Source organism: Limnohabitans sp. Rim47 (assembly GCF_001517545.1).
GTDB lineage: Bacteria > Pseudomonadota > Gammaproteobacteria > Burkholderiales > Burkholderiaceae_C > Limnohabitans_A.
In genome coordinates, this window is sequence record NZ_FBYA01000003.1 from 145,134 (window position 1) to 167,221 (window position 22,088).

Annotated in this window: 25 protein-coding genes and 3 tRNA genes; 9 read left to right on the forward strand and 19 right to left on the reverse strand. The window is 58.6% G+C overall.

Annotated features, from left to right (window positions below):
• Window positions 1–52: 52 nt before the first annotated feature.
• Both BN3544_RS08475 and BN3544_RS08480 read right to left on the reverse strand, forming a co-directional pair.
• A complete protein-coding gene (locus tag BN3544_RS08475; protein ID WP_019430494.1) occupies window positions 53–1,015 on the reverse strand; it encodes a Bug family tripartite tricarboxylate transporter substrate binding protein in 963 nt (320 codons plus the stop codon).
• Between the two features lie 113 nt (window positions 1,016–1,128).
• Window positions 1,129–2,169, reverse strand: a complete 1,041-nt coding sequence (locus BN3544_RS08480) for a CDP-6-deoxy-delta-3,4-glucoseen reductase (protein WP_026036744.1) — start codon at window positions 2,167–2,169, stop codon at window positions 1,129–1,131.
• A gap of 47 nt (window positions 2,170–2,216) precedes the next feature.
• Here BN3544_RS08480 and BN3544_RS08485 point away from each other — a divergent pair, with 47 nt between their 5' ends.
• Both BN3544_RS08485 and BN3544_RS08490 read left to right on the forward strand, forming a co-directional pair.
• Window positions 2,217–3,179: an SDR family oxidoreductase gene (locus BN3544_RS08485; RefSeq protein WP_019430492.1), complete on the forward strand. Its 963-nt coding sequence runs from the start codon at window positions 2,217–2,219 to the stop codon at window positions 3,177–3,179.
• Complete coding sequence (locus BN3544_RS08490; protein WP_019430491.1) at window positions 3,176–3,577, forward strand: RNA-binding S4 domain-containing protein; 402 nt, start codon at window positions 3,176–3,178, stop codon at window positions 3,575–3,577. Before BN3544_RS08485 ends, BN3544_RS08490 begins: the two co-directional genes overlap by 4 nt.
• Before the next feature lie 53 nt (window positions 3,578–3,630).
• Here BN3544_RS08490 and BN3544_RS08495 read toward each other — a convergent pair.
• The 4 genes from BN3544_RS08495 to radC all read right to left on the reverse strand — a co-directional run bounded on the left by BN3544_RS08495 (window position 3,631) and on the right by radC (window position 6,848).
• A tRNA-Leu gene (locus tag BN3544_RS08495) sits at window positions 3,631–3,715 on the reverse strand.
• Window positions 3,716–3,944: 229 nt separating this feature from the next.
• A complete protein-coding gene (gene purT / locus BN3544_RS08500) occupies window positions 3,945–5,078 on the reverse strand; it encodes a formate-dependent phosphoribosylglycinamide formyltransferase (protein ID WP_019430490.1) in 1,134 nt (377 codons plus the stop codon).
• A gap of 2 nt (window positions 5,079–5,080) precedes the next feature.
• Complete coding sequence (locus BN3544_RS08505) at window positions 5,081–6,079, reverse strand: adenosine kinase (protein ID WP_019430489.1); 999 nt, start codon at window positions 6,077–6,079, stop codon at window positions 5,081–5,083.
• Between the two features lie 97 nt (window positions 6,080–6,176).
• Complete coding sequence (gene radC, locus BN3544_RS08510) at window positions 6,177–6,848, reverse strand: RadC family protein (protein ID WP_019430488.1); 672 nt, start codon at window positions 6,846–6,848, stop codon at window positions 6,177–6,179.
• A 129-nt stretch (window positions 6,849–6,977) separates the two neighbouring features.
• On the opposite strand from radC, the gene BN3544_RS08515 reads away from it, so the two are divergent.
• The 6 genes from BN3544_RS08515 to BN3544_RS14365 all read left to right on the forward strand — a co-directional run bounded on the left by BN3544_RS08515 (window position 6,978) and on the right by BN3544_RS14365 (window position 10,623).
• Window positions 6,978–7,421 carry an FKBP-type peptidyl-prolyl cis-trans isomerase gene (locus BN3544_RS08515; RefSeq protein ID WP_019430487.1) on the forward strand — a complete coding sequence of 148 codons (444 nt, stop codon included), beginning with the start codon at window positions 6,978–6,980 and terminating at the stop codon, window positions 7,419–7,421.
• Window positions 7,421–8,347, forward strand: a complete 927-nt coding sequence (gene ispH, locus BN3544_RS08520) for a 4-hydroxy-3-methylbut-2-enyl diphosphate reductase (protein ID WP_019430486.1) — start codon at window positions 7,421–7,423, stop codon at window positions 8,345–8,347. Before BN3544_RS08515 ends, ispH begins: the two co-directional genes overlap by 1 nt.
• Window positions 8,348–8,417: 70 nt before the next feature.
• Window positions 8,418–9,728: a serine--tRNA ligase gene (serS, locus tag BN3544_RS08525; RefSeq protein ID WP_019430485.1), complete on the forward strand. Its 1,311-nt coding sequence runs from the start codon at window positions 8,418–8,420 to the stop codon at window positions 9,726–9,728.
• A 28-nt stretch (window positions 9,729–9,756) separates the two neighbouring features.
• A complete protein-coding gene (locus BN3544_RS08530) occupies window positions 9,757–10,224 on the forward strand; it encodes a hypothetical protein (protein WP_019430484.1) in 468 nt (155 codons plus the stop codon).
• Between the two features lie 37 nt (window positions 10,225–10,261).
• Window positions 10,262–10,351: transfer RNA gene (locus BN3544_RS08535), tRNA-Ser, on the forward strand.
• A 98-nt stretch (window positions 10,352–10,449) separates the two neighbouring features.
• Window positions 10,450–10,623, forward strand: a complete 174-nt coding sequence (locus BN3544_RS14365; protein ID WP_019430483.1) for a hypothetical protein — start codon at window positions 10,450–10,452, stop codon at window positions 10,621–10,623.
• A gap of 124 nt (window positions 10,624–10,747) precedes the next feature.
• Here the strand turns inward: BN3544_RS14365 and BN3544_RS08540 are convergent, their stop codons facing one another.
• From BN3544_RS08540 to BN3544_RS08565, 6 genes are all read right to left on the reverse strand, one after another.
• Window positions 10,748–11,350 carry a LuxR C-terminal-related transcriptional regulator gene (locus BN3544_RS08540; protein ID WP_019430482.1) on the reverse strand — a complete coding sequence of 201 codons (603 nt, stop codon included), beginning with the start codon at window positions 11,348–11,350 and terminating at the stop codon, window positions 10,748–10,750.
• An 89-nt stretch (window positions 11,351–11,439) separates the two neighbouring features.
• A complete protein-coding gene (locus tag BN3544_RS08545; RefSeq protein ID WP_019430481.1) occupies window positions 11,440–12,753 on the reverse strand; it encodes a tryptophan--tRNA ligase in 1,314 nt (437 codons plus the stop codon).
• Between the two features lie 23 nt (window positions 12,754–12,776).
• Window positions 12,777–13,439, reverse strand: coding sequence for a site-2 protease family protein (locus BN3544_RS08550; protein WP_019430480.1), 663 nt, complete (start codon window positions 13,437–13,439; stop codon window positions 12,777–12,779).
• 30 nt (window positions 13,440–13,469) lie between these two features.
• A complete protein-coding gene (locus tag BN3544_RS08555) occupies window positions 13,470–14,093 on the reverse strand; it encodes an L-threonylcarbamoyladenylate synthase (RefSeq protein ID WP_019430479.1) in 624 nt (207 codons plus the stop codon).
• Window positions 14,094–14,147: 54 nt separating this feature from the next.
• Window positions 14,148–15,047, reverse strand: a complete 900-nt coding sequence (locus tag BN3544_RS08560; protein WP_019430478.1) for a DMT family transporter — start codon at window positions 15,045–15,047, stop codon at window positions 14,148–14,150.
• Entirely contained in the window at window positions 15,044–15,886 is an 843-nt protein-coding gene (locus BN3544_RS08565) for a 3',5'-nucleoside bisphosphate phosphatase (protein WP_019430477.1), read from the reverse strand. Before BN3544_RS08565 ends, BN3544_RS08560 begins: the two co-directional genes overlap by 4 nt.
• A gap of 159 nt (window positions 15,887–16,045) precedes the next feature.
• On the opposite strand from BN3544_RS08565, the gene BN3544_RS08570 reads away from it, so the two are divergent.
• Entirely contained in the window at window positions 16,046–16,294 is a 249-nt protein-coding gene (locus BN3544_RS08570; protein ID WP_019430476.1) for a YfhL family 4Fe-4S dicluster ferredoxin, read from the forward strand.
• Between the two features lie 56 nt (window positions 16,295–16,350).
• On the opposite strand, the gene pth is transcribed toward BN3544_RS08570, so the two are convergent.
• The 7 genes from pth to BN3544_RS08605 form a co-directional block, all read right to left on the reverse strand.
• Entirely contained in the window at window positions 16,351–16,986 is a 636-nt protein-coding gene (gene pth, locus BN3544_RS08575; protein WP_019430475.1) for an aminoacyl-tRNA hydrolase, read from the reverse strand.
• 114 nt (window positions 16,987–17,100) lie between these two features.
• Complete coding sequence (locus BN3544_RS08580; protein WP_019430474.1) at window positions 17,101–17,730, reverse strand: 50S ribosomal protein L25/general stress protein Ctc; 630 nt, start codon at window positions 17,728–17,730, stop codon at window positions 17,101–17,103.
• A gap of 99 nt (window positions 17,731–17,829) precedes the next feature.
• A complete protein-coding gene (locus tag BN3544_RS08585; protein ID WP_019430473.1) occupies window positions 17,830–18,807 on the reverse strand; it encodes a ribose-phosphate pyrophosphokinase in 978 nt (325 codons plus the stop codon).
• 41 nt (window positions 18,808–18,848) lie between these two features.
• Window positions 18,849–18,925: transfer RNA gene (locus tag BN3544_RS08590), tRNA-Gln, on the reverse strand.
• A gap of 34 nt (window positions 18,926–18,959) precedes the next feature.
• Complete coding sequence (gene ispE, locus BN3544_RS08595) at window positions 18,960–19,805, reverse strand: 4-(cytidine 5'-diphospho)-2-C-methyl-D-erythritol kinase (protein ID WP_019430472.1); 846 nt, start codon at window positions 19,803–19,805, stop codon at window positions 18,960–18,962.
• 35 nt (window positions 19,806–19,840) lie between these two features.
• Window positions 19,841–20,341 carry an outer membrane lipoprotein LolB gene (locus BN3544_RS08600; RefSeq protein ID WP_019430471.1) on the reverse strand — a complete coding sequence of 167 codons (501 nt, stop codon included), beginning with the start codon at window positions 20,339–20,341 and terminating at the stop codon, window positions 19,841–19,843.
• Entirely contained in the window at window positions 20,338–22,059 is a 1,722-nt protein-coding gene (locus BN3544_RS08605; RefSeq protein ID WP_231733938.1) for a tetratricopeptide repeat protein, read from the reverse strand. The genes BN3544_RS08600 and BN3544_RS08605 overlap by 4 nt, the downstream gene beginning before the upstream one ends.
• Window positions 22,060–22,088 lie beyond the last annotated feature (29 nt).

Below are 22,088 nucleotides of genomic sequence, written 5' to 3' on the forward strand. Positions count from 1 at the left end.
GTCACCCCGGACTTGATCCGGGGTCCACTTGCTTGTTTCGTTTGCAGTTTGCTCAATCCACCCGTGCGCCACTGGCCTTGACCACGTTTTCATAGCGCGCCAGCTCTTTTTTCATGAAAGCGCCAAATTGCTCGGGTGTGTTGCCCACGGGTTCGGCCAGCAGTTGTGCGAAGCGGGTTTTGGTTTCGGGCGCTTGCAGCGCGGCAACAAAAGCCCTGTTCAGCTTGTCCACCACATCGCGCGGCGTGGCCGCAGGTGCGACCAAACCCCACCAAGTGTCGATAGAAAAGTCTTTCAAGGTTTCGCTCATGGCCGGAATGTCGGGCAGTGCGCCGCTGCGTTGCGCCGTGGTCACCGCCAGGGCTTTGAGCCTGCCCGCTTTGATGTTGGCCGCTGCAGTGGCCAGGTTGTCGAAGTTGAAGTCGACCTGCCCCGACAGCAAGGCCAGTTGGGCCGGGTTGCCCCCGCTGTAGGGGATGTGCACCGCAAAAATGCCTGCGGCACGTTTGAACATTTCACCCGCCAGGTGGCCCGCACTGCCGTTGCCACCAGAGCCAAAGTTCAGCTTGGCTGGGTTGGCTTTGGCGTAGGCCACCAAATCGGCCAAGGTGTTGATGTGCAGGCGCTGCGCTGTTTCTGCGTTCATCACCAGCACGTTGGGCACGCGCAGCATTTGTGTGATGGGCGCAAAGTCGCGGCTGGCGTCATACGGCATCTTGGCGAACAGCCAGGGGTTGATGGCGTGCGTGGCGGTGGCGGCGATGCCGATGGTCAAGCCGTCGGGTGCGGCTTTGGCCACCAAGTCGGCGCCCAGATTGCCACCCGCACCGGGGCGGTTCTCGATGATCACGGTGCCCAAACTGTCTTTGACCCGCTCTGCCAGCGCCCGCGCCGAGACATCAATCGGACCACCCGGTGCATAGGGCACGATGATGCGGATCGGCTTGCCTTGCGCCCAAGCCGGGGCAGTCAAACTGGCAGTCAATGCGCTCAGGCAAAAATCACGGCGATGCATGGTGCGTCCTATTCATGTGGTTCGGTGCGTGGGCTGCGAGGCGGGCCTGAACCGTTGCCATCGTATGGTCGCAAAAACTTCGACCGACACGAAATGACAACGCCACATTCCCTTCAGCTTTTCGCCTTGTCGGCCTCAGACGTGAACGAGTCAGCGTAAAACTCTTCTTCGGGCAAACCGCCTTGCGCCACATAGTCGCGCTTGGCCGAGTCCACCACGATGGGCGCACCACAGGCATACACCTGGTGGCCCGACAGGTCTGGAAAGTCTTGCAACACGGCCTGGTGCACAAAGCCCGTGCGGCCCGTCCATGCGTCTTGTGCCTCGGCATTCGAGATCACCGGCACATAGCGCAGGTGGGGCATCTCGGCCAAGCGGGCTTCAACCCAGTCAGCCATGTACAGGTCTGACGGACGGCGACCGCCCCAATACAGCGTGGCCGGGCGGGTGATGCCGCGGTGCTGCATGTGCTCAATCAAGGCCTTGATGGGCGCAAAGCCCGTGCCCGAGGCCAGCAGCACCATGGGTTTGTCGCTGTCTTCACGCAGGAAAAAACTGCCGTACGGGCCTTCGGCACGCAAGATGTCTTTTTCCTTCATGGTGGTGAAAACCGGGTCGGTGAACTTGCCGCCGGGCATGTGGCGGATGTGCAGCTCCACCGTGGGCGGTGCCACTTCCAGCGTGTGCGGGGCGTTGGCCATGCTGTAGCTGCGGCGCGAACCGTCGCGCAGCAAAAACTCGATGTACTGGCCAGCGTGGAACTTCATCACGTCATTGGCTGGCAACTGCAGTTTCAGCACGATCACATCGTGTGATTTTTTCTCCAGGCTGACCACGCGCACCGGCATCTTCTTGACGGGCAGGCCACCCTCGGCAGTGACTTGCTTGGATTCGAGCACCACATCGCTTTGTGCTGTGGCGCAGCAAGTCAGCACCAAGCCTTGTGCTTCTTCTTCGTCGCTCAAGGCTTTGGCCTGGTGTGCGCCGTGCACCACGGTGCCCGAGATTTTTTTGCATTTGCACGAGCCACAGGCGCCGTCTTTGCAGCCGTAAGGCAGGCCGATGCCTTGGCGGATGCCAGCGGCCAACAGGGTTTCGTTGTCATCGGCAGTGAAGCTGCGGCCACTGGGCTGTACGGAAATTTGAAAGCTCATCTTTTGGGTATCCTTGAGGGGTTGCATTCGACCCGGAACCCCTGATTTTGCCTTCAAACCAAACCCCCTTGGGCGCTTTGCCTGCCCGCTTCCGCCGCCAGCGCATCTTGATCGTGGGCTGTGGCGATGTGGGCTTGCGCACAGCAGGCCAATTGGGTGCGCCTCAAAGCCAGCGTGTGCGCTTGATGGCGCTGACCTCTTCGCCCGAGCGTGTGCGTTTGCTGCGGGCCTGCGGCATCACCCCTTTGCAGGGCAATCTGGACGATGCGCGCAGTTTGAAACGCTTGGCCGGCCTTGCCCACCGAGTGATTCACTTGGCCCCTCCACCCACCGATCGCCGTGGCGAGTCTGAACGAGACCCGCGCAGCCTGGCCTTGGTGCGTGCTTTGCGTTTGCGCACGCCGCCACTGGCCCTCGTATACGGCTCCACCACGGGCGTGTATGGCGATTGCGCTGGTCAACGCGTTGGCGAAACGCGCCCTGTTAAACCGCACACACCCCGCGCTCAGCGCCGGGTCGATGCCGAGAGTTTGATGCGATTTTTAGGCCGCAGCGGCGTGCGCGTGTGCGTGCTGCGAATTCCCGGCATCTATGCGCCTGACCGCGAGGGCGGCACGCCCCGTGAGCGCTTGCTCAAGGGCACGCCCGTGCTGGTGGCCAAAGAAGATGTGTACACCAACCACATCCATGCCAACGATCTGGCGCGGGCTTGTGCCGCAGCTTTGTGGCGTGGCAAACCCCAGCGCGTGGTCAATGTGACCGACGACACCGATCTGAAAATGGGCGACTACTTTGACTTGGCCGCCAACTTGTATGGCTTGCCCAAGCCCCCTCGCATTTCACGCACCGATGCCAACGCAGCGTTGCCATTGATGTTGTTGAGCTTCATGAACGAGTCAAGGCGTCTGGACAACACCCGCATGAAGAAGGAACTGAAGATCCAGCTTCGCTATCCGCATGTGCGTGATGGCTTGAGCCCGCAAGGCGCCTTGTTTGCGAGGGCGCGATGAGCTCGTTGCGCATCGACAAATGGCTGTGGGCTGCACGTTTTTACAAAACCCGCAGCATCGCCAGCGATGAGGTGGGCAAAAATCGTGTGCAGGTCAATGGACAAGATGCCAAGCCTTCTAAAGAAATCAAGCCGGGCGATACTGTGCGCCTGCGACAAGGGGCTGTTGAGCGCACGGTCGTGGTGCAAGGCGTGAGCGCTTTGCGCGGTCCGGCCCCGGTGGCGCAGTTGTTGTACACAGAAACCCCAGAAAGCATCGAGGCCCGCCAAAAAGCCGCCGAACAAAACCACCTAGCCCGCGAGCCCGCCCACAGCATCGAGCAAGGCCGCCCCACCAAACGCGATCGGCGGCAAATCGAAAAGACGTGGGACAACCGTTGGAGTGCGGGGATCGATTGATTTGAAACGCCCAAGAAAAAAGCCGCAAATTGCGAGAACTTGCGGCTTTGGTCTGGTGCCCGGGGCCGGACTCGAACCGGCACGCCTTGCGGCGGGGGATTTTGAGTCCCCTGAGTCTACCAATTTCACCACCCGGGCGGTATTCGTGAAGACGCAAATTATGTCATATTTTTGCGCCATTCCGGAAGATGTGATGCAAAAATCAAAACTTCCTGTTCGCACCCATCGCCGTGTCAAATCGCCAAGAGCCCAAGAGCCCAAGAGCCCAAGAGCCCAAGAGCCCAAGAGCCCAAGAGCCCAAGAGCCCGCGACTCTGCCAGTCTTTTTGCTGCAACGTCGCGACCCGCACGGGTTTTGGGCTTGGCCTTTAAACCACGGCAATCTTGCCTGCGGCATCCCGTGCCCGTTGAAGTGCGTTGCTGCCTTTAGCCAAGGCCACGGCCATGCGGCGGTAGGGGCGGGTGGTGGGCTTGCCGAAAATGCGCACGTCCACGCCGGGCTCACTTAGAGCGGACTCGACACCGGTAAAGCGCGGGTCTTTGCCTTCTTTGTCGGCCAGCACCACGGCGCTGGCACCTTCCACACATTCGATCTGCGGGATAGGCAGGCCAAGAATGGCGCGCGCGTGCAGGTCGAATTCGCTCAGGTTCTGGCTGATGAGGGTGACCATGCCCGTGTCGTGCGGGCGGGGGCTTAGTTCGCTGAAGATGACTTCGTCTTTCGTTACGAAAAATTCCACGCCAAACAGGCCTGCGCCGCCCAGGTCGGTGGTGACTTTTTCGGCCATGTCTTGTGCGGCTTTCAAATAGTCGAGCTTCATGGGCTGGGGCTGCCAGCTGTATTGGTAGTCACCGCGCTCTTGAACGTGGCCGATGGGCTCGCAAAACAAGGTCTGACCGTTGCGCTGACGGACGGTGAGCAGGGTAATTTCAAATTCGAAGTTGATGAATTCCTCGACGATGACTTTTTGGCGATCACCACGCATGCCTGCGCAGGCGTAGTCCCAGCTGGCCTGCACGTCGGCGGTGGTTTTGGCGACGCTTTGGCCTTTGCCCGATGAGCTCATGACGGGTTTGATGACCACCGGGAAACCGATTTCGGTGGCGCGGGCCAGCAGCTCGGCGGCCGAATCGGCGTAGCTGAACTTGGCGGTGCGCACGCCCAGGCCCACGGCCACGTCGCGGATGCGGTCGCGGTTCATGGTCAGGTTGGCAGCGCGGGCGCTGGGGATGACTTCAAAGCCTTCTTTTTCGACATCGAGCAGCACTTCGGTGCGTATGGCTTCGATCTCGGGGACGATCATGTCGGGCTGGTATTTGGCGATGGCGGCACGCAGTGGGGCTTCGTCGAGCATGCTGAAGACACAAAATTCGTCGGCCACTTGCATGGCGGGCGCACCCGCGTAGCTGTCGCACGCAATGACGTGGCAGCCCAGACGCTTGGCGCTGATGACAAATTCTTTGCCGAGTTCACCGGAGCCAAGGAGAAGAATTTTTTTCATGTTCAGACCTTTTGGAAATCGGTGTGAATCGCTTGCATTTGCGTCGCCGTCAGGCGGTTGCCGTGTTGGCTGACCACGGCTGCTGCGGTGCGGTTGGCCAGCGCCGCAGCTTGTGCGGGCGTGTGGCCGTGGGTGATGCCGTACAAAAAGGTGCCGGCAAACATGTCGCCTGCGCCGTTGGTGTCCACCGCTTGGGTGGGCACGGCGGGCACTTCGGTCCGCTTGCCGCCTTGCACCACGATGCAGCCTTTGGGGCCACGCGTCAGGCACACGGTTTTGGCCAAGGGTGACAGCTGGCCGATGATGGCGTCGAGGTCGGTGGTGTCGCACCAGGTTTGCGCCTCTTCTTCGTTGGCAAACAAATAGTCCAGACCGTCGCCGATCATGGCCTCAAGGCCCGCTTTGCAGAAGTTGATCATGCTCACGTCACTGAGCGTGAGGGCCGTCGCGACACGGTTTTCAATCGCGATCTGGCGGCCTTTGACGGCGGCTTCCAGGCCCGTGGGCGATGCGGCCAGGTAGCCTTCCATGTAATAAATCTGGGACTTTTCAATGTCGTGCGGGTGCAGAGCGCTGGCGTCAAGCTGCGCAGTAGCACCCAAAAAGGTGCACATGCTGCGCTCGGCATCGGGGGTGACCAACACCATGCAGCTGCCGGTTTGGCCTTCGGACGGGCGCGTGTGTGTCAGGTTGGTGGCCACGCCGTTGGCTTGCAGGTCTTGTGTGTAAAAAGTGCCCAGCTCGTCGTCGGCCACGCGGCACGAATAAAACGCCTGGCCGCCCAATTGCGCCAGCGCCACCACGGTGTTTCCCGCCGAGCCACCGCCTGTGCGACGCGCGTGCAAGCCCTGTACATGGGTCAGTAATTCGGCGCGTTGGGGGGTGTCGATCAGCGTCATGTGCCGCTTGCTCACGCCCATGGCGCTCAGCAGTTCGTCAGAAACTTCGTATTCGGTATCGACCAAGGCGTTGCCAATGGCGTAGAGGTGGTAATGGGACATGGCGGCAGCGGTGAAGAAAAACAACGAGTTTAGCGGCTGCACTTGCCGGTTCTGCGGCCATGCCCGGCTTGACCGGGTGTCCACGACAGCCAGGGCGTCACATCAAGCCTTGTTCCGCCATCGAAAATGCCTGTCCTTGCCCCACGATGATGTGGTCAAGCACGCGCACGTCGACCAGAGCCAAAGATGCTTTCAATGTCTGGGTGAGGTGTTCGTCGGCCTTGCTGGGCTGCACCGAGCCGCTGGGGTGGTTGTGACTCAAGACCACGGCGGCGGCCTGGTGGTGCAGGGCACGCAGGACGACTTCACGCGGATAAACGCTGGTTTGGCTGAGGGTGCCGCGAAAAAGTTCTTCTAGGGCCAGCAGGCGGTTTTGGTTGTCCAGAAACAGCACGGCAAACACCTCGTGGTTTTTGTGGGCCAGCTGCAGCTGCAGGTAGTGTTTGACGGCATCGGGCGTATGGAAGGCTTCGCGCTCTTTCAGCCGCTGGCTCAAAGCACGGCGGGCCAGCTCGAACACGGCCAACAGTTCAGCCTGTTTGGCGGGACCCAGCCCTTTGACCAATTTGAGCGACTGTGCTGTGGCCTGCAGCAGGCCCGCGATGCCGTCAGGCCCCAGCAGTTCTTCTGACAGTTGGAACACGTTTTTACCCGCCATGCCGGTGCGCAGCAAGATGGCCAGCAGCTCCACATCGCTCAGGGCCTGGGGGCCTCGGGCAAGCAACTTCTCACGCGGCCGCGCTTCGGCGGGCAAGTCCTTGATGCTCATTCGAAGCCCCTCCCCGGAGCTGCCGTCGGTCCTTCTTGTCCCTTTTGCGGGGTGGGTCAGCCGGGCTTTTTACAATAGTGCCTTCTTTATGCCTGTTGGGCCGCGTTTGCGGCATTCCAGAAAACCCTTATGTCCATTGTCGAATCCGGTTCTTTTTTGACGCTTCACTACCGCCTGGCTGGGCCGCAGGGGGACATCATCAACACGTTCAACGAAAAACCCGCGACCTTGTCGCTGGGTTCGGGTACTTTGTCACCCGCTGTCGAGCAGCGTTTGTTGGGGCTTTCCGAAGGCACCCGGGTGGTGATGGAGATCCCGGCGGGTGAGGCTTTTGGTGAGCACATTGCCGATATGCAGCAATGGGTTGCCCGCAAGTTGCTGAATGAACTGGGTGACCCGACCGAAAAATACGCAGCGGGCGATGTGGTGCAGTTTCCGACGCCCGATGGCCTGGGGTCTTATGCTGGCACGGTGCTGGAGGTGGGCGAGGCGGGTGCGGTGTTATTTGACTTCAACCATCCGCTGGCCGGACAGCCTGTGACCTTTGAGGTTGAACTGATCGGAGTGCTGTAATGACCGAGATTTTTTTAGCCGAACCCCGCGGCTTTTGCGCCGGGGTCGACCGGGCGATCGACATCGTGGAGCACGCACTGGCCAAGTTTGGGCGACCCATTTATGTGCGCCATGAGATCGTGCACAACACCTATGTGGTCAACGACTTGAAGGCCAAGGGCGCGATTTTCATTGAAGAATTGTCAGATGTGCCGCCGGGCGCGACGTTGATTTTCAGTGCGCATGGGGTGAGCCGTGCAATTCAAGACGAGGCCCAGGCGCGGGGCTTTCGCATTTTTGATGCGACCTGCCCTCTGGTGACCAAGGTGCATGTGGAGTTGGCCAAGCTGGACAAAGAGGGTTACGAGTTCATCATGATCGGCCACAAGGGCCACCCTGAGGTGGAAGGCACCATGGGCCAGCTCGACAGCGGTATCCACTTGGTGGAAGACGTGGCCGATGTGGCCAAGGTGCAGCCGACCCAGACCGACTTGCTGGCTGTGGTGACGCAAACCACCTTGAGTGTGGACGACGCCGCCGAGATCGTGGCGGCCGTCAAGGCGCGTTTTCCGCAGGTGCGCGAGCCCAAACAACAAGACATTTGCTACGCCACCCAAAACCGCCAGGACGCCGTCAAGCTGATGAGCCCGCAGGTGGATTTGGTGATTGTGGTGGGCAGTCCCACCAGTTCCAACAGCAACCGCCTGCGCGAGTTGGCCGACCGTTTGGGCACCCCGGCCTATATGGTGGACAGCGCCGCAGACCTTGATGGCGCTTGGTTTGTGGGTGCGCAAAAAGTAGGCCTGACGGCAGGGGCCTCGGCCCCGGATGTGTTGGTGCAAGAGGTGATTGCGCGCCTGAGGGCCTTGGGTGCCGTGTCGGTGCGCACGCTGGACGGCATTCAGGAAACCATCAAGTTTCCGCTGCCCAAGGGCTTGAAGCTTTGATGTTGGAAGACCGCTGGTCTGCCTTGTCCCTTTGCCATACCCTCGAACGCGGGTCACTACAATCTCACCCATGCTTGATATTGTTCTTCTCCGCAAAGATCTCGACGCTGCCGTGGCGCGTTTGCAGACCCGTAAAAATCCCCAGGCTTTCCTGAACGTGGATGCGTTTCGCACTCTGGAGGGCGAGCGCAAAACGCTGCAAACCCGCACAGAAGAGTTGCAAAGCCAGCGCAACAACCTGTCCAAGCAAATTGGCATGCTCAAAGGCAAAGGCCAGCACGCTGAAGCCGATGCCGTGATGGCTCAGGTGGGCGCCATCAAGGAAGAGCTGGACGCTTCGGCCCAGCGCCTGGAGCTTATTCAGTCCGAATTGCAAACCCTGTTGCTGGCGGTACCCAATTTGCCGCACGAGTCCGTGCCTGTGGGGGCCGATGAGCATGGCAACGTCGAGGTGCGTCGTTGGGGCACGGTGCCGAGCTTTGACTTCGAGGTCAAGGACCATGTGGACATTGGTGAAAAGCTGGGTCTCGACTTTGCTACCGGCACCAAGCTGACGGGTTCGCGTTTCACCTTCATGCGCGGCCCTATGGCCCGCCTGCATCGCGCGTTGGCTCAGTTCATGCTGGATGTGCAGACCAACGAGCACGGTTACACCGAGTGCTATACGCCTTACATCGTGAACGGCGACACGCTGCGCGGCACAGGCCAGTTGCCCAAGTTTGAAGCCGATTTGTTTGCTGCCAATAAGGGCGGTCAAGATGGCAGCGAAGAAAACCAGGCGCTGTACCTGATCCCCACATCCGAAGTCACGCTGACCAACGTCGTGCGTGACGAGGTGCTGTCAGAGGTTGATTTGCCGATCAAGTTGACCGCGCACACGCCGTGCTTCAGGTCTGAAGCGGGCAGTGCGGGGCGCGATACCCGTGGCCTGATCCGCCAGCACCAGTTTGACAAAGTCGAGATGGTGCAGATCGTGCACCCCGAGAAAAGCTACGAAGCCCTCGAAGCCATGACCGGCCACGCCGAGGCTGTTTTGCAAAAGCTGGGCTTGCCTTACCGCGTGATGAGCTTGTGCACGGGCGACATGGGTTTTGGCGCCAGCAAGACCTATGACCTCGAGGTGTGGGTGCCTGCACAAAACACCTATCGTGAGATCAGTTCAGTGTCCAACTGCGAAGCTTTTCAGGCGCGGCGCTTGCAGGCACGTTTTAAAAACGCGCAAGGCAAGAACGAACTGGTGCACACCTTGAATGGTTCGGGCTTGGCGGTGGGTCGTGCACTGGTGGCCGTGCTCGAAAATTACCAGAACGCCGATGGCTCGGTCACCGTGCCCGAGGCGCTGCGCCCATACATGGGTGGCGTGGCCTTGCTCAGTGCTTGACCCCTTTATTTTCACCTGGAGTGTTTGAATGAAGACCTTTCATCGTTGGTTGGCGACATTCTTGGTGGCGGTTTTGGCGGGCGCAGGCTTGATCGGCTGTGCCAGTACGAACAACACGCCTGCTGTAGGTGTTGGCGCTGACGGCAAAGTTCAAAATCCCTTGCAGTTGCTGGGGCAGTTGCCTTTGCCGCCTGGCGCCGTGATTCGTGCCGATCAATCCTTGATCATTGGCGCCGGAGACAACTGGGTGGGCCGTGTGGTGTTCGATGTGGGTCGCGATTTTGACGGGGCCTACCGGTTCTTCCTTGAGACCTATCCAGCACAAGGCTGGACGGTGGTGTCGGCGGTGCGAGGCAAAAATAGCTTCATGGTCATGACGCGGCAAGAGCGAACAGCCACGTTCGAGATGGTCGATGGTGGTATGTTGGCCGGCAGTGTGGTGTCGATGACCATGGCCCCACGCAACGCAGCGGTGATGGTGCCCAAAAAGCCTTGAAACGCTCTGCTAGAATCACGGCTTCGACAAATACTCAGGAGGGGTGGCAGAGTGGTCGAATGTACCTGACTCGAAATCAGGCGTAGTGGCAACACTACCGAGGGTTCGAATCCCTCCTCCTCCGCCAGTTAAAACCCCGCATTGGTTTGCCGATGCGGGGTTTTTTTATGGCCTGCATGGCCTTTCATGTGGGCAACTGCTTTTTAAAAATTTGACCCTTTCGCCATGAAATATCTGTTTGTATTTTTGTCTTGCACCGTTCTGGTCGTGGGCCTTTCGGGCTGCACGGTATTGGCCATTGCCGATGCAGCGGGCTCTGCGGTGGTCTATGGCGTGAAGACGACTGTGAATGTGCTGGACGCAGTGACGCCCGACATCATCAACAAGAAAAAGAACTGAGCTGTGCAAGCCTGACGGTCACAAGTCTGGCGCTCGATTCGGGCCATCGCAGTCTCAATGCAAAACCGGCACAGATGTGCCGGTTGTCACGAAGAAACAGGCACAAAAAAGTGCCTGTTTTGATTTAAATGCCCAACCAGCCGTTGGTGCGTGCAAAGTGCAGCGCTTGTGTACGGCTGTTGACACCCAAGCGGCGAAACAGGCGCCAGAAGTGCACCTTGACTGTGTGCTCGCTGATGTCGAGTTTTTCGGCAATTTCGCGGTTAGACAGACCTTGGTCCAACATCAGAATCAATTGCTTTTGGCGCTTGGACAGTTTGGTCGGGCCTGCAGGCGCGGCGTCTTCACTGACCTCTTCCTCTTCCGTGATCAGCAAACTGCGCAATGCGGCAATGATTTGCGTTGGGCTGTTGGATTTTTCAATGAAAGCGTTGGCACCCGCCTCAAGGCAGCGTGCTTCGAACTCACTGGCGCTTGCGCTGGTAACCACGGCCAACGGCACATTTGGAAATTTGGCCTTCAGAACCTGAACACCTGACATGCCCAATGTGTCTGGCAGTTGCAAGTCCAGGCAGAAGAGTTCGGGGACACCATTCTTTTCGACCGTGGATTCAACCACGTTCAATTTATGGATCGGGATGATTTTCAATCCTGGCTTGACACGGTGCACGAGCATGGTCAGCGCATCGCGCATCAAGGGGTGGTCATCGATGACGTATACAGTCATGTTTTAGATCTCTGCATTAGGCTTAAAGTTTAAGGATACACCTGATTGTGATTTTTCGCAATATAAATCGTCAAATGTGTAAAAATTATTTAACTGTTTTTTGTCGAATTTGACAAATATTCCAGCGCTCGATCCAGCGTCAGGATTTGATCTGGCGTCAATGAGACCAGGACCTTGTTCAAGTCCGACAAGCTGGCAATGCCGTCTGTTTGCAATCGCGCAATGGTCTGGCCCGCTTCCTTGGGCGATGCAAAGCCCTTGCTTTGCAAAATCAGTAAGCCTTGAGCATCGACCAGTTTGAAGTAGAACTGCCCGTCTTTTTCGCGGTATTGCTTGAAACTGGGGCCCGCGATTTTGGCTTCTTTGGCCGCTGGTGTTGCGGTGCCCGATGACAGGGCGCGCAAGCCGACCGCATGACGCACTTCGCGCATGAAGGGTGTGGCGAGTTGCCGCGCTTTGTCGGCGCCGGCCAACAAAATTTTGTCCATTTGGGCCGGGTTGTTGATCAGTGCCTGGTACTGCTCGCGCATGGGCGCGATTTCGCGGTCGATGCGCTCAAACAGCATTTGCTTGGCGTCGCCCCAAGCAATACCGTCGGCATAGGCTTGGGCCATGGCGGCGGTTTCTTCGACATTGGCAAAGGCCTGGTAAATCTGGAACAGCGCAGAACCTTCTGTGGTTTTGGGTTCGCCCGGGGCTTTGGAGTCGGTCACGATGCCTGCAATTTGCTTGCGCATTTGCGCGGCAGGGGCAAACAGTGGGATGGTGTTGTCGTAGCTCTTGCTCATTTTGCGGCCATCCAGGCCGGGCAAAAGGGCCACGGATTCTTCAACCACGGCTTCGGGCAGCACAAAGTGTTCTCCATACAAGTGGTTGAAGCTGGAGGCCATGTCGCGTGCCATCTCGATGTGCTGGATCTGGTCGCGGCCAACCGGTACTTTGTGGGCCTTGAACATCAAAATGTCAGCACCCATGAGCACGGGGTACATGAAAAGGCCAGCACTCACGTCACTGTCTGGGTCATGTCCAGCGGCGTTGTTTTTGTCGACCGCCGCTTTGTAGGCGTGCGCGCGGTTGAGCACGCCTTTGCCGGTCACGCAGGTCAAAAACCACGTGAGTTCGGGAATCTCGGGGATGTCGGATTGGCGATAAAAGGTGACTTTTTCAGGGTCCAGGCCTGAGGCGATCCAGCTGGCGGCGATCTCGAGTGTCGAGCGCTGAATGCGCGCGGGTTCATCGCACTTGATGAGCGCATGGTAGTCGGCCAGAAAGTAAAAACCGTCGGTTTGGCTGTCCCGGCTGGCTTGCACGGTGGGTCGGATGGCGCCCACATAGTTGCCCAAATGGGGCGTGCCAGTGGTGGTGATGCCGGTGAGGACGCGGATACGGGGCTTGGAGGTCATGGGAAAAAGAATTCTAAGAAAAATCAGCGCAGCAGGGCGGCGAGCGGGCTGAGCGTCAGCTTGAGCAAGTCAAAGGTGACGCCCATCAAAGGTTGCATCCACCAAGCGCTGATGACGCCCGTGATGACCAGCGCCATGACGATGAAAAAGCCCCAAGGCTCGACCCGGGAGAAGAGCACAGCCTGCCGCCATGGCAGCAAGCCCACCACAATGCGTCCGCCGTCGAGCGGGGGCAGTGGGAACAGGTTGAAGGCGAACATGACCACGTTGGTCAGCATGCCGGCTTTGCACATTTCAAGAAAGAAGCGTTCGGTCATGCCGCTGCCCGCCAACACGTAGAGCAACACGCCCCAAAGCAGTGCTTGTAGCAAATTAGAAGCAGGCCCCGCCAGTGCCACCCAGACCATGTCGCGTTTGGGGTGGCGCAGCTGGTCAAAGCGCACGGGAACGGGTTTGGCGTAACCAAACAAAAATGCCCCCCCCGTGCTGAAATAAAGCAATAAGGGCAGCAAGATGGTGCCCATCGGGTCGATGTGGGGCAATGGGTTGAGCGTCACGCGCCCCATCATGGCGGCGGTGTTGTCGCCCAAACGCTGAGCGGCATAACCGTGAGCGGCCTCGTGCAGGGTGATCGCAAAGATCACCGGCAAGGCATAGATGAGGACGGTTTGGATGAGTTCAGACATGTTCACCCCTTGATTGTCTCAGACCTGGCTTTAAAGACCCAAGAGCGCTGGTTCACCTTGGCCGCGACGCAGCACTTGGGGTTCGTTGCCACTCATGTCGATCACGGTGGTGGGCTCCAGCGAGCAGGCGCCAGCATCGATGACGGCACCCACTTGATGCTCGAGGCGTTCGCGAATCTCTTCGGGGTCGTTCAGTGGCAGGTCTTCGCCGGGCATGATGAGTGTGGCCGCCAGCAGCGGCGCACCGTGCAGGGCCAGCAATTCTTGCAGCACTGTGTGATCGGGCACACGCAGGCCGATGGTCTTGCGTTGGGGGTGGCTGACCCGGCGTGGCACTTCTTTGGTGGCTTCCAGAATGAAGGTGAAAGGCCCGGGGGTGACTTGTTTGATGGCGCGAAACTGCTGGTTGTCCACCCGGGCGTAGTTGGCCAGCTCGCTCAGGTCGCGGCAGAGCAGGGTCAGGTGGTGTTTGTCGTCCACGCCTCGAATGCGGCGCAATTGGTCTGCGGCATTTTTGTCGTCCAGGTGGCAGACCAGCGCATAGCTGGAATCGGTGGGCACCGCTAAAACCTTGCCTTGGTTGAGCAGTTGCACGGCTTGCTTGAGCAGCCGGGCTTGCGGGTTTTCGGGGTGAACAGTAAAAAACTGGGCCATGGGGTCTTGCGGTCAGGTTTGGGTAATGTGCGGGTAATGTGCTCGAACCACAGATCAGGATTCTGGCGGCTGGATGGCGATGCGGGTTTCGCGCACCGTGAGCCAAGCACCCAAGGCTCCGCACAGCGCCACCATGCCCATGCCGGCAAATGTCCATTGGTCAGGCAAGTGGTCAAAGACGAGCCAACCCCCCATCACGGCAAAACCAATTTGCGCATACATATAAGGTGTGAGCGTGGCCGCAGGTGCGCGGCCATAGGCCAGGATCAGCAAGAAATGCCCGATTGAGGCCAGCACACCCATCAACAGCAGTTGCAGCCAAACCGTCCAGTCATGGGGCATTTGCCAGACAAACGGCAGGATCAATGAGGACAAGATGGTGCCGATCCAGCCGGTGTAAAAGTGCATGGTGATCGGGTCTTCGGTTTGCGCCATCTTGCTGGTCAGGATCTGGAAGCCCGCATTGGTGGCCACCAGCATCAGCGGCAAGATCACGGTCCAGTCAAAGTGTTGGCTGCCGGGCCGGATGATGACCAGCGTGCCTGCAAAGCCTCCGGCCACGAGCATCCAGCGCAGGGGGCGGATTTTTTCTTTGAGCATCCAGGCGGCCAGCAGCGTGATGACCAGTGGGGCCAAAAGCGCGATGGATGTGAATTCGCCGACCGGCATGTACTTGAGGCTGTAAAAAGCCAGGATGCTGCAGGCAAACAGCAACAGACCACGCGCCAGCTGAAAACGGGGGTGTTGGGTCAGTAGCACACTGCGGCCACGGCCTGGCCAGACCACGGCGGTGGTGATGAGTGCCTGGATGGCATACCGAAACCACAGGGCCACCAAAACAGACAAACCTGCACTGATGTGCCGAGTGGTGGTGTCCAGCGTGGCAAAGCACGCAGTGGCCAGGACAGCAAAGCCGATGCCGTGAAGCGTACGGCGGGCGTGCGCTTGGCTCACTGGATGCGGTCGGCCAGCAATTGCCAGACCGGGGTCAGTTGGCCGGGCAAGAGGGGCAGGGTGCCCAGGTCGATTCGACTTTCAGTGGGGCTGTGAAAGTCACTGCCGCGAGAGGCGGCCAGGTCAAATTCGAGGGCGGTTTCCGCGTAACGCACGGCTTCTTGCGACGAGTGGCTGCCGGTGATGACTTCCACACCACGTCCGCCGTGGGCCTTGAATTCGCTGAACAGCGCGTATTCTTCGTTGGGTGTGAAACCGTAGCGTGCCGGGTGGGCAATGACGGCAATACCGCCGGCATCGGTGATCCATTGCACCGCTTCTTGCAGACGCGCCCAGCGGTGGGGCACGTAACCGGGTTTGCCTTCGGTCAGGTATTTGCGAAACACCTCGGAAGTGTCGCTGCACACGCCTGTCTCGACCAGGTGGCGTGCAAAGTGGGTGCGTGAAATCAGTTCGGGGTTGCCTACATAGGTCAAAGCGCCTTCGTAGGCATTCAGGATGCCGACTTTGGCCAGGCCGTCTGACATTTCTTGGGCGCGTTCGCTGCGGCCACCTCGGGTGCGGTGCAAACCTTCGACCAGGGCCGTGTTGTGAGCGTCAAAGCCCAAGCCCACGATGTGCACGGTCTGGTTGGCAAATGTGACCGAAATTTCTGTACCTGTCAGGTAAGGCAGACCTTGTGAGCGCGCTGCGGCCAGTGCGCGGTCCTGCCCGCCCACTTCGTCGTGGTCGGTCAGTGCCCAGAGTTCAACGCCATTGGTTTTGGCGCGTTCGGCCAAGGCTTCGGGGGTGAGTGTGCCGTCAGAGACAACGGAGTGGCAGTGCAGGTCAGCGTTCATGATGGATTCCTGCGTCTTATTTTAGGCGTTTGAAGCCGGATGAATCTTGCCCCTAAGCAAAGCCCTGCCGACCTGAGCAGCCCTGCCGGTCCTCGGGGTGTTGTGGGTGGCCGATAATCTGGCCATGAATTTGACGCTTACTTGTGTGGAGCTTGTTGCATGGCACTGATGATCACCGATGAATGCATCAACTGCGATGTGTGTGAGCCCGAGTGCCCGAACCAGGCCATTTATCTGGGCGAAGAGATTTATGAAATCGACCCGTCCAAGTGCACTGAATGCGTTGGCCATTTCGATGAGCCCCAATGCGTGCAGGTCTGTCCAGTGGCTTGCATCCCAGTCAACCCGCAGCATGTTGAAAACCAGGAATCTCTGTGGGCCAAATACCGGCGCTTGCAGGGGCAGTGAACTGCAGGCTTTGTGTTCGATGACGTCGAGCGTTTTGGTGACCCATGCCGCCCGAATCACTCGGGTGTGCTGTCCTCTGCGGCAGGTGCTTTGACGGGTCTTGGCGGTTTGGGTCGAGGGGGCTTGCTGGTGTGAATTTGAACCATGGCCTTTTCCATGTCGCCGGCCAGCAACAGCGGCAAAGACTTGACTGAGCGGTGAATGCTTTCTTCGATGGCTTTTCGGTGCTCCAGTATCGGCTTTTTGAGTACCCAACTGATCACTTCGGCCTTGTCGCCCGGATGGCCCACGCCAATGCGCAAACGCCAATAGTCTGCGGTGCCCAGTTGGGCATGGATGTCGCGCAGGCCGTTGTGCCCCGCGTGGCTGCCGCCCAGTTTGAGTTTGGCTTCACCCGGAACAATGTCCAGTTCGTCGTGGGCCACCAGTATTTCTTGCGGCTGAATCTTGAAGAACCGGGCCAAGGCACTGACCGATTTACCCGACAGGTTCATGAAGGTCTGGGGTTCGAGCAACCACACCGTTTGGCCGTTAACGGTGGTGCGTGCCATTAGGCCATGGTAACTGCGCTCGGGCACCAGTGACACCTTGAGTTCGCGGGCGACCGCATCAATCCACCAAAAACCGGCGTTGTGGCGGGTGTCTTCGTATTCGTTGCCCGGGTTGCCCAGGCCGACTAAGAGTTTGATCATGGTGCGTGATTATCCTTGGCACTCGGTGAGCCGGCATCAGTGCCTGTGCACCAAAGCAAAAGGCCCGCAGTGCGGGCCTTTTGCAGGAAGGCGTTTCAGCCAAAGACGAGAAGATTACTTCTTGCCTTTGCCCTTGCCTTTAGCGTCTGCAGGTGCAGCGGCCACAGGAGCTGCCACAACTTCTTCCACAGGAGCCACCGCAGTCACCAAGACTGGGTTTTTCTTGCCGTGGGTCACGGGCTTGCAGCCGGCGGGCAAAGTGATGTCGTTCAGGTGCAGCGACACGCCTTTGGTCAGGCCAGCCAAGTTCACAGCAATGAACTCGGGCAGGTTGGCGGGCAAGCAAGCGACTTCGATTTCGGTCACGACGTGGTTGATCGTGCACTTGTCGGTCTTGAAGGCTTCAGACTCTTCTTCGCCGCTGAAGTGCAATGGCACTTTCATGTGCAAAGTGGTGTTGGCATCAACGCGCTGGAAGTCGATGTGTTGCACCAATTGCTTGTAGGGATGCATCTGGTAGTCACGCAGCAAAACCTGGGTGGACTTGCCGTCGAATTCCATATCCAGAATCGAAGCGTGGAAAGCTTCTTTTTTCAGGGCATGCCACAAAGCGTTGTGGTCCAGCTCGATGAGTTGAGGGGCCGATGTGGAACCGTAAACGATGCCAGGTGTGCGACCGGAATTGCGGAGACGGCGGCTCGCACCCGTGCCCTGCTTAGCGCGCTCAAAAGCGACAAATTTCATACATTTCTCCTTCTAGGGTCCACCGCGACCAGTGCGACCCTGACTCAAAAAAGCCAGCCAGTCCACAAGGACGGCTGGCCGCGGTTGGCCTTTTTCCGATCAGCTTGGATCGGAGAACAGGCTCATCACCGACTCACCGTGCGCAATCCGGTTGATCGTTTCGGCGATCAGCGGAGCCACGGAGAGTTGGCGAATCTTGGCACACGCTGCGGCTTCTGCCGACAACGGGATGGTGTTGGTGACCACGACTTCGTCGAGGGCTTCACCCTTAGCGATGCGGTCGATGGCCGGACCCGAGAAAATCGGGTGCGTGCAATAGGCGTAGACCTTTTTGGCGCCACGCTCTTTGAGCACTTCGGCCGCTTTGACCAAGGTGCCTGCCGTGTCGATCATGTCGTCCATGATGACGCAATTGCGGCCGTCGATCTCGCCAATCACGTGCATGACTTCGCTCACGTTAGCCTTGGGGCGGCGCTTGTCGATGATGGCCAAGTCGCAGCCAAGCTGCTTGGCCAAGGCGCGTGCACGCACCACACCGCCAACGTCTGGTGATACAACGATCAGGTCGTCGTAGTTTTGTTGGCGCAGGTCACCCAACAAAACAGGTGACGCATAAATATTGTCGACCGGAATGTCAAAGAAGCCCTGAATCTGGTCGGCGTGCAAGTCCATGGTCAAGACGCGGTCAACGCCAACGGCTTGCAGCATGTTCGCGACCACTTTGGCCGAAATCGGCACGCGGGTAGAGCGTGGGCGACGGTCTTGACGGGCGTAACCAAAGTAAGGAATGACGGCACTGATGCGACCTGCCGAAGCGCGTTTGAGCGCGTCGACCATGATCAGCAGTTCCATCAGGTTTTCGTTGGTCGGCGCGCAGGTGGACTGGACCACAAACACTTCGCGCGCGCGGACGTTTTGTTTGAGCTCGACAGTGACTTCACCGTCAGAGAAACGACCCACATCGACGGCACCGAGCTGTGTGCCCAAGCAACGGGCAATTTCGGCAGCCAAGACGGGATTGGCATTGCCGGTAAACAGCATGAATTCGGGGGGGAGTGAAGCAGGCTGCATGTGCATTCCAGCGATCAGAAAAAAGGGCCTGTACGAATGAACGTATTTGGCAGGGGAAGAAGGACTCGAACCTTCGCATGCTGGAATCAAAATCCAGTGCCTTAACCAACTTGGCGACTCCCCTACACGGGTTGACCGCTAAAACAGCGATCTACCGATCAACTATCGCTGGACGCCCAGCCCAATAAAGGGTGAACTTCCATATTGCTGCATTTGCGCATTTGCCAGTGGTCTGGGACCGGACTCGGCGTCATGCCTGTTGTGCAATGTGCGAACACTGCACTGCCAGAACCCGTCATCTTGCTATTCATGCCTGCTTTAGAAAGCACTTGAAGTGCTTTAGAAACATCAGGACAAATTGCTTGAGCAACAGGTTGCAGATCATTGTGACCGAAGTCATATGGCGCTGCAGCGAAGACCGAAATTATAGCAGGCTTTGTGGCGCGTTGAAGCGCTGGGTGCGTAAAAATTTGAGAAGTCTCAACACCTGAGTCGGGTTTGAGCACCCAAAACTGCGCCGGCGGCAAGGAAATCGGGGTGATTTGCTCGCCCACGCCCTCTACCCAGGCGTTGTGTCCACGCAAGAAAAAAGGCACGTCTGCACCCAGTTGCAGCCCCAGTTTTTCGAGTGCGGGAAGGCCCAGCTTCAATTCCCACAGCTGGTTGAGTGCCAGCAGGCATGTGGCTGCGTCAGAAGACCCGCCGCCCATGCCAGCTTGGGCCGGAATCTGTTTTTCGACGGCGATGTGAGCGCCCTGTGTGCAGCCCGTGTGCCGTTGCAGCAGTCTGGCGGCGCGGGTGATCAGGTCGTCGGCAGGCAGAGCGATGGTCAGGTCTTCGCGACTGATGGTGCCGTCTGAGCGTTTTTCGAAGTGAAGGGTGTCGCACCAATCAATGAGCATGAACACCGATTGAAGCAGGTGATAGCCATCAGGGCGTTGGCCTGTGATGTGCAAAAACAAATTGAGTTTGGCCGGTGCAGGCACGTCGTTCAGCTGTTTCATGGGCAAGATTGTCGTCAGCGTTTGGGCGAGACTGTTCAGCGGTCGAGCAGGACGCGCAAAACAGCTTCGGGGGCGGGCGTGCTTCTGCGCGCGGTCAAACGGCCTTCAGGGCGTGCGGAAAAGTCCACTTGCCAGCCGGGCACATCGGCGGCTTTTCCCTCCAGCCATTGAAACAGAGCGGCAATGGGCAAGTCTGTGCCCGTCAGACGTTGGCTCAGGCTTTGCAGGTTGCTGCTTTCGGTCTTGTCTTGACCTTGTTCTAACCAGGCGGCTTGGGGCGTCCAGCTGAGGCGTGCCAAGGTGGTTCCGATGGGGCTGAGCAAAGTCATTTGGCCTTGTTCGGCTGAGCCTTGCAGCTCAAAACTGGCGCTCCAACTCTGCGGTGGCGTGCTGAGCAGTTGCAGCGCCAGACGCCCGGACCAGAACGTCGTGGTGTCAGTGGCTTGGGGAGGCGGGGTGGCGCAGCCTGCCAAAGCGAGCATGCCAAAACCACACACGCACAACCATGCTCGACGCTGCAGTGCGTTTCGCTTCATGGTTTGAAGTTAAAGCGTTTGAGGGTTTCAACCAGGGTTTCGTTGTCGGCTTTGAGCAGCAGGCCTTCGCGCCAGATGGTGCCAGCTTCACGGGTTTGGCCAGTGGTCCAGAGAACTTCGCCCAGGTGGGCTGCAATCTCGGCATCGGGCCTGGATTTGTAGGCAGCTTGCAAAATAGCCAAAGCCTCTTTGTGCTTGCCCTGACGGAACGTGACCCAACCCAGGCTGTCTTGAATGTAGGCGTCCTGAGGAGATAACTGCACGGCTTTTTCGATCAACTGTTGTGCTTCGTCGAGGCGAATATTCCGGTCCGCCAGTGAGTAACCCAGTGCATTGAATGCGTGCGCGTCCTGAGGGGCTTTGGCCATGAGTTGGCGCAGCAGGGCTTCCATCTCGTCAACGCGTTTGAGTTTTTCGCAAATCAGGGCCAACTCGGAGATCATCTCGGTGTCATCGGGTGTGTTGTCCAGCGCCGCTTTGACCAGTGCGTAAGCGGCTTGGGCTTCGCGGTGTTCACGCAGCCAGAACGATTGGGTCAAAACCTTGCGTCGGGCTTGTTCCGCGTTGGCAGGTTTGATCTGTGCCAGCACGTGCCGTGCTTCGTCCAGGCGACCTTGTTGGGCCAGAAGGGCGGCTTGTCGGCTGGCCAATTTGATGGGGTCTGCGCCAGCAGGCACTCGAGCCAGCCATTGGTTGGCACGTTCCAGTTGTCCATTCTTTTGAGCGATTTGTGCCAAAGCCATCAATGCTTCGGCCAGTCCGGCTTGGTGTTCTGGTGTTTTGCTGTTGGCGACGAGGTCCACATACTTTTCCAGGCGTTTTTCTGCCTCGGGCAGTTGGCCGTTTTCCAGCAACACCAAGCCATGAATCAGCCAGCCTTCTGCGAAATCGGGGTGTTTGGCGTTGAGTTGCATCAGTTGCCCAACGGCCTCTGCAGAAAGCTGCAGGCTGAGCAAGGTCCGGGCATAGCCCAAGCGCAATTCAGGCACAACATCGGTTTTCATGGCCGCGTCGACCATCGGTTTGAGGCTGCTGTTGGCGCTGACCATCAAACTCAGGGCCAGTACCAATGGGCCTGTGGCCTTGGGATCTGCTGCGTGTCCTTTGGTGGCAGCATCGACCGCGCGGCTAATTTGACCTGCGTCACGCCGCATGCGGCCCACGGTTGTCCACGCAGAAGCAGACGTTTGGGGATGGTTGAGCGCTTGGGTCAAAGCTTTTTCGACCACATCAGAGGCTAACTGCTTGTCTTGCACCACACCAAACAAACGCGGCACTGAGGCAATGGCGCCTTGCTGCTCGTCGAGAGGTAGTTCATGAATGGATACCGCAAGGGCTTTGCCGGCTTCTTCGATGCGGTTCAAGGCAAGCAAAATTTGAAGCACATAGCGGTTAGCTTCAATCGCAGTAGGGATTTCTCTTTTCCAGCTCTGTGCCGCCTGCAACGCGGCATCGCCGGAGCGGGCTTGCAGTGCCATGTCGACGGCGCGTTGAAACAAGGCCGGGTCGCGGGTTTTACGGGCGGCGTCGAGCAGGATGGAAAAACCACTGCCTGGTGAGCCTTGGCGGACATTCAACTCACCCAGCAAGATTTGGTAAAACAAGACGGCGTCAAGGGCCGACTGTGGGGGTGGGGCCTGTGTTTGGGGTGCTGCAGGCTGCGCCCAAGCACCGACGACACACGAGGACAAGACAGCAAGTCGAAACCAGAATTTCATGTCGGCCATCATAATCCAGCCACCTTTTA

Coding starts and splice junctions, on each gene's coding strand:
- BN3544_RS08475 (WP_019430494.1), bottom strand. CDS start 1,015: ATGCATCGCCGTGATTTTTGCCTGAGCGCATTGACTGCCAGTTTGACT.
- BN3544_RS08480 (WP_026036744.1), bottom strand. CDS start 2,169: ATGAGCTTTCAAATTTCCGTACAGCCCAGTGGCCGCAGCTTCACTGCC.
- BN3544_RS08490 (WP_019430491.1), top strand. CDS start 3,176: ATGAGCTCGTTGCGCATCGACAAATGGCTGTGGGCTGCACGTTTTTAC.
- purT (WP_019430490.1), bottom strand. CDS start 5,078: ATGAAAAAAATTCTTCTCCTTGGCTCCGGTGAACTCGGCAAAGAATTT.
- BN3544_RS08505 (WP_019430489.1), bottom strand. CDS start 6,079: ATGTCCCATTACCACCTCTACGCCATTGGCAACGCCTTGGTCGATACC.
- radC (WP_019430488.1), bottom strand. CDS start 6,848: ATGAGCATCAAGGACTTGCCCGCCGAAGCGCGGCCGCGTGAGAAGTTG.
- BN3544_RS08515 (WP_019430487.1), top strand. CDS start 6,978: ATGTCCATTGTCGAATCCGGTTCTTTTTTGACGCTTCACTACCGCCTG.
- ispH (WP_019430486.1), top strand. CDS start 7,421: ATGACCGAGATTTTTTTAGCCGAACCCCGCGGCTTTTGCGCCGGGGTC.
- serS (WP_019430485.1), top strand. CDS start 8,418: ATGCTTGATATTGTTCTTCTCCGCAAAGATCTCGACGCTGCCGTGGCG.
- BN3544_RS08530 (WP_019430484.1), top strand. CDS start 9,757: ATGAAGACCTTTCATCGTTGGTTGGCGACATTCTTGGTGGCGGTTTTG.
- BN3544_RS14365 (WP_019430483.1), top strand. CDS start 10,450: ATGAAATATCTGTTTGTATTTTTGTCTTGCACCGTTCTGGTCGTGGGC.
- BN3544_RS08540 (WP_019430482.1), bottom strand. CDS start 11,350: ATGACTGTATACGTCATCGATGACCACCCCTTGATGCGCGATGCGCTG.
- BN3544_RS08545 (WP_019430481.1), bottom strand. CDS start 12,753: ATGACCTCCAAGCCCCGTATCCGCGTCCTCACCGGCATCACCACCACT.
- BN3544_RS08550 (WP_019430480.1), bottom strand. CDS start 13,439: ATGTCTGAACTCATCCAAACCGTCCTCATCTATGCCTTGCCGGTGATC.
- BN3544_RS08555 (WP_019430479.1), bottom strand. CDS start 14,093: ATGGCCCAGTTTTTTACTGTTCACCCCGAAAACCCGCAAGCCCGGCTG.
- BN3544_RS08565 (WP_019430477.1), bottom strand. CDS start 15,886: ATGAACGCTGACCTGCACTGCCACTCCGTTGTCTCTGACGGCACACTC.
- BN3544_RS08570 (WP_019430476.1), top strand. CDS start 16,046: ATGGCACTGATGATCACCGATGAATGCATCAACTGCGATGTGTGTGAG.
- pth (WP_019430475.1), bottom strand. CDS start 16,986: ATGATCAAACTCTTAGTCGGCCTGGGCAACCCGGGCAACGAATACGAA.
- BN3544_RS08580 (WP_019430474.1), bottom strand. CDS start 17,730: ATGAAATTTGTCGCTTTTGAGCGCGCTAAGCAGGGCACGGGTGCGAGC.
- BN3544_RS08585 (WP_019430473.1), bottom strand. CDS start 18,807: ATGCACATGCAGCCTGCTTCACTCCCCCCCGAATTCATGCTGTTTACC.
- ispE (WP_019430472.1), bottom strand. CDS start 19,805: ATGAAACAGCTGAACGACGTGCCTGCACCGGCCAAACTCAATTTGTTT.
- BN3544_RS08600 (WP_019430471.1), bottom strand. CDS start 20,341: ATGAAGCGAAACGCACTGCAGCGTCGAGCATGGTTGTGCGTGTGTGGT.
- BN3544_RS08605 (WP_231733938.1), bottom strand. CDS start 22,059: ATGAAATTCTGGTTTCGACTTGCTGTCTTGTCCTCGTGTGTCGTCGGT.